General features: G+C 72.0%; 9 protein-coding genes. 5 read left to right on the top strand and 4 right to left on the bottom strand.

Annotated elements, in window-relative coordinates:
- Positions 1-128 precede the first annotated feature (128 nt).
- The 4 genes from B7L92_RS29980 to B7L92_RS29965 all read right to left on the bottom strand — a co-directional run bounded on the left by B7L92_RS29980 (position 129) and on the right by B7L92_RS29965 (position 4,055).
- Positions 129-896, bottom strand: coding sequence for a thioesterase II family protein (locus B7L92_RS29980; protein WP_081240493.1), 768 nt, complete (start codon positions 894-896; stop codon positions 129-131).
- A gap of 49 nt (positions 897-945) precedes the next feature.
- Positions 946-1,881: an ACP S-malonyltransferase gene (locus tag B7L92_RS29975; protein ID WP_081240492.1), complete on the bottom strand. Its 936-nt coding sequence runs from the start codon at positions 1,879-1,881 to the stop codon at positions 946-948.
- 268 nt (positions 1,882-2,149) lie between these two features.
- Positions 2,150-3,145 (bottom strand): helix-turn-helix transcriptional regulator, encoded by a 996-nt coding sequence (locus tag B7L92_RS29970; protein WP_255311204.1) that lies wholly within the window; start codon positions 3,143-3,145, stop codon positions 2,150-2,152.
- The gene (locus tag B7L92_RS29965; protein WP_255311203.1) at positions 3,138-4,055 is read right to left on the bottom strand and encodes a helix-turn-helix transcriptional regulator; all 918 of its coding nucleotides are present in this window, start codon (positions 4,053-4,055) and stop codon (positions 3,138-3,140) included. The genes B7L92_RS29970 and B7L92_RS29965 overlap by 8 nt, the downstream gene beginning before the upstream one ends.
- A gap of 513 nt (positions 4,056-4,568) precedes the next feature.
- Here B7L92_RS29965 and B7L92_RS29960 point away from each other — a divergent pair.
- The 5 genes from B7L92_RS29960 to pucL all read left to right on the top strand — a co-directional run bounded on the left by B7L92_RS29960 (position 4,569) and on the right by pucL (position 10,307).
- Entirely contained in the window at positions 4,569-5,333 is a 765-nt protein-coding gene (locus tag B7L92_RS29960) for a 4'-phosphopantetheinyl transferase family protein (RefSeq protein WP_255311202.1), read from the top strand.
- A gap of 2,257 nt (positions 5,334-7,590) precedes the next feature.
- Complete coding sequence (locus tag B7L92_RS29955) at positions 7,591-7,842, top strand: thiamine-binding protein (RefSeq protein ID WP_081240490.1); 252 nt, start codon at positions 7,591-7,593, stop codon at positions 7,840-7,842.
- Positions 7,839-8,207 (top strand): helix-turn-helix domain-containing protein, encoded by a 369-nt coding sequence (locus B7L92_RS29950; protein WP_081240489.1) that lies wholly within the window; start codon positions 7,839-7,841, stop codon positions 8,205-8,207. Before B7L92_RS29955 ends, B7L92_RS29950 begins: the two co-directional genes overlap by 4 nt.
- Before the next feature lie 218 nt (positions 8,208-8,425).
- On the top strand, positions 8,426-9,346 hold the full coding sequence (gene uraD / locus B7L92_RS29945) for a 2-oxo-4-hydroxy-4-carboxy-5-ureidoimidazoline decarboxylase (protein ID WP_081240488.1): 921 nt from the start codon (positions 8,426-8,428) through the stop codon (positions 9,344-9,346).
- 4 nt (positions 9,347-9,350) lie between these two features.
- Positions 9,351-10,307 (top strand): factor-independent urate hydroxylase, encoded by a 957-nt coding sequence (pucL, locus tag B7L92_RS29940; RefSeq protein WP_081240487.1) that lies wholly within the window; start codon positions 9,351-9,353, stop codon positions 10,305-10,307.
- Positions 10,308-10,358 lie beyond the last annotated feature (51 nt).

The following is a 10,358-nucleotide window of genomic DNA, read 5'->3' as shown; positions in this document are numbered from 1 at the left end:
GGTCGCGGGGCCGCGGCCGGGCACGGGCCGGGGGAGGGGTGGGGGTGGGGACGGGGGTCAGCGCAGACGGGGCGCCGGCCGCGGTCGCGGGGCCGCGGCTGGAGCAGGGGTGCGGACGGGTGCGGGGGTCAGCGCAGACGGGACGCCAGGTCGGCGACGAGCTCGTCCCTGCGCGGCGCCAGGTAGAAGTGGTCGCCCTGCAGCACCTTGAGCTCGAAGCCCTTCGGGGCGATGCCGGACCAGGCGGCCACCTCCTCCACGGTCACGTTGGGATCGCGGTCCCCGACGTAACCGACGACCGGGCAGCGCACGGGCATGGCGGGCCGGGGGCCCTTCTCCGCGTACCGCCCGACGACGGAGAAGTCGGCCAGGAGCGCCGGCAGCACGAGTTCCCGGAGGTCGGGGTCCTCCAGCAGCGCGGCGTCGGTACCGCCCAGCTTGCGGACCTCGGCGAGGACGGACTCGGCACCGTCCAGGTGCGCGGTGCGCGGCCGCTGCCGGTGCGGGGGCCGCTGACCGGAGACGAGGAGGAGGCTCGGGCAGAAGCCGTGCCTGCGTTCCAGGCGGACCGCCACCTCGTAGGCGAGCGAGGCCCCCATGCTGTGGCCGAAGATCGCCAGCGGCTTGTCGAGGAGGGGCAGGACGGCGGCGGTCACCGCGTCGGCCAGTTCCTCCATGCTCTCCAGGCAGGGCTCGGCGATCCGTTCCTGGCGCCCCGGGTACCGGGTCGCCAGGACCTCGACGTCGTCGCCGAAGGCGTTTCCCCAGGAGTGGTAGAAACTCGCCGAACCACCGGCGTACGGCAGGCAGAGCAGTCGCATGCGGGTGGGGGAGGACGGGGGGTAGCGCCGGAACCACGTCGCGTCGTTCCGGGGGGTGTGCTTCAGGGTGTTCATGGCACCGGGCTTCTCGTATCGGGGAGTTCGGTCCAGGGCGGCGGGGGTGTCACACGGCGGCGAGGCCCTCCAGGGCGCCGGGGCCGTCCACGGTGACCACCTCGACGCCGGGGTCGATCCGGTGGATCAGGTTCGTCAGGACGCGCCCCGGGCCCAGCTCGACGATCCGTCGGCAGCCGAGCTGTCCGGTCAGGGTCCGCACGCTCTCCTCCCAGCGCACCGGGGAGACCAGTTGACGCACGGTCAGCTCCGGCCAGTCCCCGTCGCCGGTGTACGGCTTCGCGTCCACGTTGGCGACCACCGGGAGGCGCCCCGGGGCGAACCGCACGTCCCGCAGGGTTCGGGCCAGCCGCTCGGCCGCAGGCGCCATGAAGGGGCTGTGGAAGGCTCCGCCCACGGAGAGGCGGATGAGCTTGGCCCCCACGCCCGGAGCCAGTTCGGCCGCTCGTCCGATGCCCTCCGCGGAGCCGGAGAGCCCCGTCTGGCCCGGGGCGTTGACATTGGCCACCCACACGTCGAGCCCCTCGGCCCGCACCTCGGCGGCCAGTACCTCGGCTTCCGGCAGGCCGGTCCCGACGAGCACGCCCATGGTGCCCGGACGGAGCCGCTCGGCGTCCCGCATGGCCTGCCCCCGTTCCGTCACCAGGGCGACCGCGTCCGGCAGCGTGAGCACTCCGGCCGCCGTCAGCGCCGCGTACTCTCCCAGGCTGTGCCCGGCGCACGCCACGGCGCCGTCCAGTGCCCCGCGCCGTGCCGCCTCCGCGTGGGCCATCAGGTCCACCGTGAAGACCGAGAGCTGGGCCAGGTCGGTGCGGCGCAGCACGTCGGTCGGGGTCCGCAGCAGCAGTTCCTCGACGTCCTCGCCGCTGTGCCGGGAAACCTCACCGGCCAGGCTCCACGCGGTGGTGTCCCGCCAGGGCTCACCCATGCCTTGACGTTGCGTCCCCTGTCCGGGGAATACCAGACCGATCGGCGTCGGGGTCAACTCTCCACACCTTCCACGCGGCACATGGGCAGAAACGGGGGCCGCACCCGGACGGCCGGGTCTCGGACGACCGGCCCCCGTCATCCGGTGCGCCGCGGGCCGGGGAGTGAGGGTCCCCGGGGCCCGTGGCGCACCGGATCGCCGACGGCACGGGAAACGCGGGGGCCGCCGGAGTTCTCGGGTCAGGGGCGTCCGGCGGTCCGCTCGGGGCGGACGCCGTTCGTGTGGTCCCTGTCTAACCGGCTCCGTCCGACGGGGGCAATGACGGCTACAGGAAGCTGCCAGTGCCGAACCGGCCGTCACGCGGAGCTGCGCCGTCCGCGTCGCGTACGTCCCGTGCCGCTGCCTGGGCCGGCACGTCCTGCCGTCGTGCGCCCCGCCGGACCGGCGGCCCGGACGACCCCTTGGCCGGACCGGTCGGCGGGTGACCGGAGCCCTTCCGGCCCTTGGGGAGCAACCCCAGCTCGGCCGCCCGGACCCCGGCCTGGAAGCGTGAACTCGCTCCGAGGAGCGTCATGATCTCCGCGACGTAGCGGCGGTAGGTGCGCACCGAGACGGAGAGCTCGCGTGCGGCGACCTCGTCGGTGATGCCGACCTGGAGGCGGTTCAGGATCTGCCGGGCCACGTCGGCACGGTCGCGGTCACCGAAGTCGATCCGTTCCTCGACGGGGACCGCGTGGCGCCAGAGCCCCTCGAAGAGGGTGCCCAGCGTGCCGATCACGGTGGTGGCACGGATCACCGAGGCCTGCCGTCCGATGACCGCTTGCGAGGTCACCAGGGCGGCCGCCCCGTCGACGAGCATCACCTGGAGCATGGGCACCCTGGCCACCCGCACCTCGTACCGGAGGCTCTCCAGCTTGTGGGGCTGGACCACGCCGTCGTCGAGCATCGCCTGGGTGCACAGGAGCCGCAGTCCGATGTTCTTCCGGGAGGTCTCCAACTCCCAGTACACGGAGTTGATGGCCTCGACGTGCTCCGAGTCGGCCAGCACGATGTCGATGGTCCGTTCGGCCTCGGCGACCAGGCCGAGGGCGGCTGCCGCCACCTCGCCGACGCATGCGGTGACGTTGGTGATCAGCGAGTCCCGCACGACACGGTCGCGGTGCTTGGCGACGGTGGCCTCGATCAGCCGGCGGACCTCCATGAGCGTCTGCTCCAGGTCGTCCGGGGGCTGTTCGCCGGGTCGCCCGGTGTCCTCGGTGCGGCTTCGCAGGTCCTCCGCGGTGGTGTACCGCGGTCGTTCGACAGGATGGGGATCAGCCATGGCCTCGTGTTTCCGTGCCGGATTCTCTGGCGGGGACATCGGTGCGCTGCGGCAGCAGTGCCATCTCCACGGCCCTGACCCCGGCCTGGAAGCGGGAGTTGGCCCCCAGCGTCTGCATGATCTCCGCGACGTGACGGCGGTACGTGCGCAGGGACACCCGGAGTTCGCGGGCCGCCACCTCGTCGGTGTGGCCCTCGCACAGCTGCTCCAGGATGCGGCGCACCGACTCCGTCCGCATGCGCGCACTGGTGCGCTGGTACTCGGCGAGCGATTGGGCGTTGGCCCACATCCCGGCGAACAGCAGGTCCAGGGCGCGCGCCGACGCCGTGTCCTTGATGATGGTGGCGTCGCCCGCCTTCCCGGGAAAGCCCGGTACGAGGGCGACCCGGCTGTCGACGATCAGCATGCCGCGCAACTCCCTGTCGTCGACCCGGATCTCGCATCGGGTGCCCCGGAAGTCCTCGGCGTTCGGCCCGCAGTTGTTCACCGCCTGCGGCGTGCACAGCAGCCGGATGACCGGGCCGCCCGTCCCGCCGCCCGCCGCCCGCTCCTTGGAGGGTGTCGCGTGGGCGGCGAGCGCGTCGAACACGGCGGACGCGTTCTCGCCGGCGGACAGCGACACGGAGACGGAGTGGCGTGCCAGTCCGACGAGCCGGGTGACCGTGCCCCCGATGTCGGCGTCGTCCGCGCGCAGGACGAGGGATTCGCGCACCGGCCTGGTCCGGTGCAGCGACATCGTCGATTCGATCAGCGCACGTGCCTGAAGCAGCGCGCTTTCCATCCTGTTGACGCCTTCGACCGTGTCGATGGTGCCGTCGGCCGGACCCACGGTCGACTCGCCTGGTGAAGGTTTCCCGATCACGGTGGACATCAGGTCTTCACCGTGGGTTTTCAACGTGGAAGTCTTCATTACACCGATTATTCCCCGTAATGCTCAGCGGTAGAATCCTCGCCCTGAAGGAGGATGAAGCTGGCGAATCCGATGTCAGGAATTGTATTCCTGTTGAAAAGTGCGCAGGGATCCTGGCTGTTAATTTTGCCTGAACAATCATCCATTCATCGTCAATTTACTTGTCGAGGTAAAGCGATTCACGACGTGGCGGGCGGGGCTCAGGACGGGCCAAGTCTGCTTGACTCCGAAGCTCAGAGATTATGGGCTGGCTGCGAGCCAGTCAACGTCGGCCACAGGCATAGTCCAGGTAAAGTCGCGCCCACTGGGGGACCTCACAGACCATCGCGCCCAAATCCTCCGGCCGGGCTGTCAGCAAGTTGCAGCACTTCCGGCGGGCGTCGCGGAACCGATCCCGGGTCGGACACGGAGCACATTCGGGCGGTGACGCTCGGTCACGGTCACGGCGTGCTGCTGTCCACTTACTGTCATCCGGCGTCGGCCTGTCGAGTGGCGGACCTAGCGTCTCGGCACATGACCGCGCTCCGGAACAGTGCCGAATCAGCCAGTGGATCCCCGAACGTCCGGGGTGCGCCGGACGGGGCGACCGTGTGGTGGTGGCGGGGCGCGACGACGGTCCTGGCCGCGGATCTCGCCCTCCTGGACGACTCCGAGAGGCAGCGCCTGAGGCGCATGCGCACCGCGGCCGACGCCGCGGAGTTCGCCGGCAACCGGGCGTCGGTGCGCCGTGTCCTGGCCGGTCTGCTGGACGCGGCGCCGGAGCGGATCCGCCTGGGCCGCAGGCCGTGCCCGGGCTGCGGGGACGAGGGGCACGGTCCGCCGGCGGTGCTGGATCCGCAGGTCGAGTGCTGGATCAGCGTCTCCCACACCTCGGGCTGCGGCATGCTCGCCGTGGCCGCGGTGCCCGTCGGGGTGGACGTCGAGCGGATGCGGGACGTCCGGGTCCGGGATCTCACGTCCGTCGTCCTCACCCCCTCCGAGGCGCGGTGGCTGGAGGGCCGCCCCGCCGGGGACGCGCTGATCCGGGCGTTCCTGCGCTGCTGGACCCGCAAGGAGGCCGCGCTCAAGGCGGTCGGCGTCGGCCTCACGGTCCCCCTGGACGGGGTGGAGGCGCATCCGGCCGTCGCCGGCACGGTCACGGTCGCCGCCGGGGTGCCCGGCACGCCCGACGCGTGGTCCGTCACCGATCTGCCGGTGCCGGCGGCCTGGACGGCCTCCGTGGCCCTCCCCGCCGGGACGGCCGGGCCCGTCCGGCTGCGTCCTCACACCGGAGACTGACCCTGTCCCGGAGGGGTTACCTTCGGTATGCGGGAGGAAAAGGAAGTCGTCGGTCGAGTTCGCCCCGCGTATCGCTTCGGCGCGATTCTTGTTGAATTTTGAATGTCCCTCGGGATCCTTCCGGGTGAACTCGCGAGTAACTTTTCTGCTCTTCCCGTGGTCCTGGCCGGGGGCTTCGCCGAGCCGTCTCCCGGTGGTCGCGCTTTGCTCCCCAGGAACGTCGCGGTGCGCCCGTCGTCCGAGGGGCGCCGGCCGAGCCCTTTCCCGCCTCGGGGCGAGGTGCGGCGAAGGGCGGCGACCGGCTTTCGCGGCGTGGGCGGGGATTCGGCCGGGGGCTGCGGCGGAGCGCGCACAAGGGGCGCCGGATCTTCACAGGGTTCCCGGCGGGCGGCCCGGCGGATCGGCGCGGACCGAGAGGTTCATACCGCGGCATTCGTGCCGTGTCCGGCGCGACGACGGGGTGCCGGGGCGCTCGCCGGGGCGTTCACCAGGACGTTCTTCGGCGCGTTCTTCGGGCACGGAACCGCCCGGGCGCCCCGGTCGGGGGCCGGAACCCGGGTGCGACCACACCTGAGGGCGGTCTCCGGGTGCCGTTCGGCGAGGGATGCGGACGAGCTTCCTCCCGGCGGACCCGTCGATGCCGTACCGGGCGGGTTCCCGCCCCGCGCCCGAGCGTTCGACGCCGCCGGAGGGGAGACCCGGGGTGCGCGTGGGCGGCTGCGCCGGGCAGCACTCGGCCGGCGGTCCCGAACGGCACGATCGAGCACAGGGTCGAGTCGACCCGCTGGGAGGCGGGGCGGGTTCACGGCCCTGGTCCCGGCGGGGAATTCTCCGCGGTCCGGTGGCGTGCCGACGGCCGTTCGGCGCGGCAGGAAGGATTCGGCCAACGCCGGCCTCGAGCGCGACTTGCCCGCACCCGCCGGGCCGGAACCAGGCCGACCCCGTCGGCGGAATCGGCGGACTCTTTCATCGCTGAAAGAGCTGGTCCCGTTCCATCGCCGCCCGATTCGAATTCTCTTATCTCCGCTGCACCCTTGGAGGAAGAATTCAAGAGGTTTCCGATCAATGATTCGCGGCACGGCGGACGATGAGGGCCAGGGAAACGCCGGAACCCGTCTCGGGGGTGTTCCAACGTACGGCACCTCCCCGGAACGGCGTTCGACGAGCGAAATGCCCGGTGGGCTGGGGAGGAGTCTTTTCCGTGCGTGCGAGCTTTCCGATCCGTCAGGCCGGAAGCGCCCTCCTTTGCTTTGGGTACGGTCGGCACGGGGCCGTGCGGTGGCCGGCCGATTCCGGGAGAACAGGGTGTGGCGGGACCGTGAAGGCGGGACCGGCACACCGATCGTGAGGGGGGCGAGGCGGCGGCGTCGACCCCCTTCGCGCGCTGCGCGCGGTGCCGCTCCCGACCGGCCTGCCGCCCGTCCCCGACCGGCCTGCCGCCCGTCACGCCGCGTCGGGGGAGCGGCACCGTGCCGTGGCGGGAGGAGCCGAACGGGGACGGGAACCGAGGACGGACGAGGTCCGCACGAACGCGAATTCAAGCCGGAACCACCGGACTTGCCGAAGCGCGCGGTTTCGTGGCGCAAACGGTCCGGAACAGTGATGCCGAGGTGAAACAGGTGTTCAACGCCGTGGTTCGTGAGGCGCAGGTGCCGAAATTCCCCGGTGCCGCACCTCGGGATTGCGCCACCGGCGGTTGACCGGATCGGAGTTCTGGCTGATCCGTGTCACGCCGGTACCGGGCCCTCGTCGCCCTGGGCACGGGCACCGGTCTCCGCACGGCCGGGACGGAGGCCGGGACGGAGCAGCGACTTCGGCGACTTCAGTGAGTGCCGGGGGAAAGGGGGTTCACGCGTGCCCTCCGAGGACGAGCGGGTCCGGCGCCCGGTCCCTGCCGGGTCCGGCGCCCGGTCCCTGCCGGTCCGCGCCCGGTCCCTGCCGGGTCCGGCATCCGGTCCCTGCCGGGTCCGGGCTTCCCCAGAGGCACCGGGCCCGTTTCCTGCGGCATTCCCTCGCGTGCCTGCCGATCGCCGAGGGGAGGGGAGTCCGTTAAGGTCGTGCCGGAGCGACCGGGACACGCCGGCGCCGCGACGACCTCGACCGTCCGCAGCCGTCTCTTCCCCGAGCCGGGGGCGCGGACCGGGGCGGCGGTGGGCCGGGTGTTCCACGCCCTGACGGGAGAAGGTGCCCCGAATGGACCCTCTCGGCCGGGGTGCTGAGAGGACGAGCCGGTCAGAGCCGAGGCCATGGGGGAGCAGTGCGGTTGAGAGTGGAGTTCACGACCGAGCCCTTCGACCTCGACGAGGCGCCCGCGCACGCGGTGGCGGCCCGTGAGGTCGTCGAGGCCGCGGACCTGGACGCCGTGGACGTCGGCCCCTTCGGCACCACCGCGGAGGGCGGCGCGGACAGGTTGCTCGCCGCCGTGGACGTCCTGCTGCGCCGGGCCCTGGCGGAGGGCGCGACCCGGGTATCGCTCCAGGTCAATGTGGTCGAGGAGGGCGAGGGATGAGTGGCGCGGGGGACGAGCCGTTCATCGCGGCCGTCAAACCGCTGGTCGACGCCATGGGCGGGGAGATGCTCCCGCCGGACGAGGCCGGGCCCGACGACGTGGTCCTCGTCTGGGAGGGCGCCGATGCCGTCGCCGTGCGCCTGCCGCAGCTCGGGGACTCCCTCGACCACATCCTCGCCGCCCTGGAGCGCAGGAAGGGAAGGCCGCTGGCGGACCTGGACCGCAAGGAGAAGCAGGAGGTCGTACGCGGTCTGGAGGCGCGGGGCGCCTTCGCCGTGCGGCACGGGGTCGAGACCGTGGCGAGTGCGCTCGGTGTCAGCCGCTTCACCGTCTACAACTACCTCAACCGTGAGAAGCGCCCCTGACCGGGTGATGCGCTCCGCGGTCGCGGGCCGCCGCCCGGCATCCGGGCGGCGGCCCGCGGCGTTCGGGGCGTGAGCCGGCGGGGTTCGGGGGAGGGGCGTGACGGACACGGAGACGTCCCCGCGAATTTTCAACAAACTGTTGACGCGCTGTCGGTGGCGGCGTTCACTGTCGGCACGTCCGTTCCGCACGAAGGCCGTCCGCGGCCACGGAGGTTCCCGTGACGTCGACTTCCACGCCCCCGGGTCTGGCCCGCTTCAACGCCCTCGAGGAACACGCGGCGCTCGCCGTGCTCCACGGGGTGTGCGCCTCCACGGCCTGGGCCCGGCGCCTGCTCGCCGGCCGCCCCTACGCCACCGCCGGGGACCTGTACGCCGCCGGCGACGCCGCCACGGCCGGCCTGACCGCGGCGGACCTGGACGAGGCGATGGCCGGGCACCCGCCGATAGGCCGCCCCCGGCCCGGCGACGCGGCCTCCGCCCGGGAGCAGAGCGGCATGACCGGTGCCTCGGACGCACTCAGGGCCGAGCTGCTCGACCTGAACCTGGCCTACCAGGAGAAGTTCGGCCATGTGTTCCTCGTCTGCGCCACCGGCCGGACCGGCGAGCAGATGCGCGACGCGGTGAAGGAACGCATCGGCAACGCGCCGGAGCGGGAGCGCGAGATCGTCCGCACCGAGCTGGGGAAGATCAACCGCATCCGGCTGGCCCGACTCGTCGAAGGGGACCGACGCACCATGAGCACCGAGACCACCGCTTCCGTGTCCACGCACATCCTGGACACCAGCGCCGGCCGCCCCGCCGGGGGCGTCGACGTCCACCTGCACGCCCGCTCGGGGCGCGCGGCGCACTGGCAGGCGCTCGGCGGCTCCACGACCGACGCGGACGGACGGTGCGGGGACCTGCCGGCGCCGCCGGAGGGGACCACCCACGTACGGCTCGACTTCGCCGTCGAGGCGTACTTCGAGGAAACCGCGAAGAAGCAGGCCGATGCGCAGCAGGACGCCCCCGCGAACCGGGACGGCGGTGTCCCGGTGTTCTTCCCGGAGGTGGCGGTCACGTTCGCCGTCGTCCCGGGCGAGCACTACCACGTGCCGCTGCTGCTCAACCCGTTCGGCTACTCCGTTTACCGAGGGAGCTAGCTACATGACCGTCCCTTCCCGCCCTTCCCGCCCCGCGATCCTGGGCCAGAACCAGTACGGCAAGGCCGAGACCCGAGTCGTCAGGATCACGCGGGACGGCGCCACCCACCACATCAAGGACCTGAACGTCTCCGTCGCCCTGTCCGGTGACATGGAGGAGGTCCACTACTCCGGCTCCAACGCCCACGTCCTGCCGACCGACACCACCAAGAACACGGTGTACGCGTTCGCCCAGGAGTACGGCGTCGAGTCCGCCGAGCGGTTCGGCATCGACCTCGCCCGGCACTTCGTCACCTCGCAGGAGCCGATCCACCGGGCGCGCATCCGCATCGAGGAGTACGCCTGGGAGCGCATCGGGACCTCCGGCGCCGACGGGACCGGGCACCCCGCCGACGGGACCGGGCACTCCTTCGTGCGCAAGGGCCAGGAGACCCGCCTGGCACAGGTCACCTACGACGGCGAGAACTGGGAGGTCGTCTCGGGCCTGAAGGACCTCACGGTGATGAACTCCACCGGCTCCGAGTTCCGGGGCTACCTCAAGGACGAGTACACGACGCTCCAGGAGGCCCACGACCGCGTCCTCGCCACCTCGGTCTCCGGCCGCTGGCGGTTCGGCTGGACCGACGACGAGCAGCCGGCCCCCGACTGGGAGGAGTCCTACGCGCAGACCAGGAAGCACATGCTCCGGGCCTTCGCCGAGACCTACTCCTTCTCGCTCCAGCAGACGCTGTACCGGATGGGCGCGCGGATCATCGAGCAACGCGACGAGATCGACGAGGTCCGCTTCTCCCTCCCCAACAGCCACCACTTCCTGGTGGACCTGGAGCCGTTCGGACTCGAGAACGACACCGCCGACGGAGCCGTGTACGTCGCCGCCGACCGCCCCTACGGACTGATCGAGGCCACCGTACTGCGCGAGGGCTGCGCGGCGCGGATACCGGTGGACCTCACCAACCTCTGACCCACCCCGCCCGGAGTGCCCCCGGCCCGCCGAGGGCACTCCGGGCGGGGT

Origin of the sequence: Streptomyces viridosporus (genome assembly GCF_002078235.1) — a bacterium.
Classification (GTDB): Bacteria; Actinomycetota; Actinomycetes; order Streptomycetales; family Streptomycetaceae; genus Streptomyces; species Streptomyces viridosporus.
This window is presented reverse-complemented; position numbering and strand designations above follow the sequence as displayed.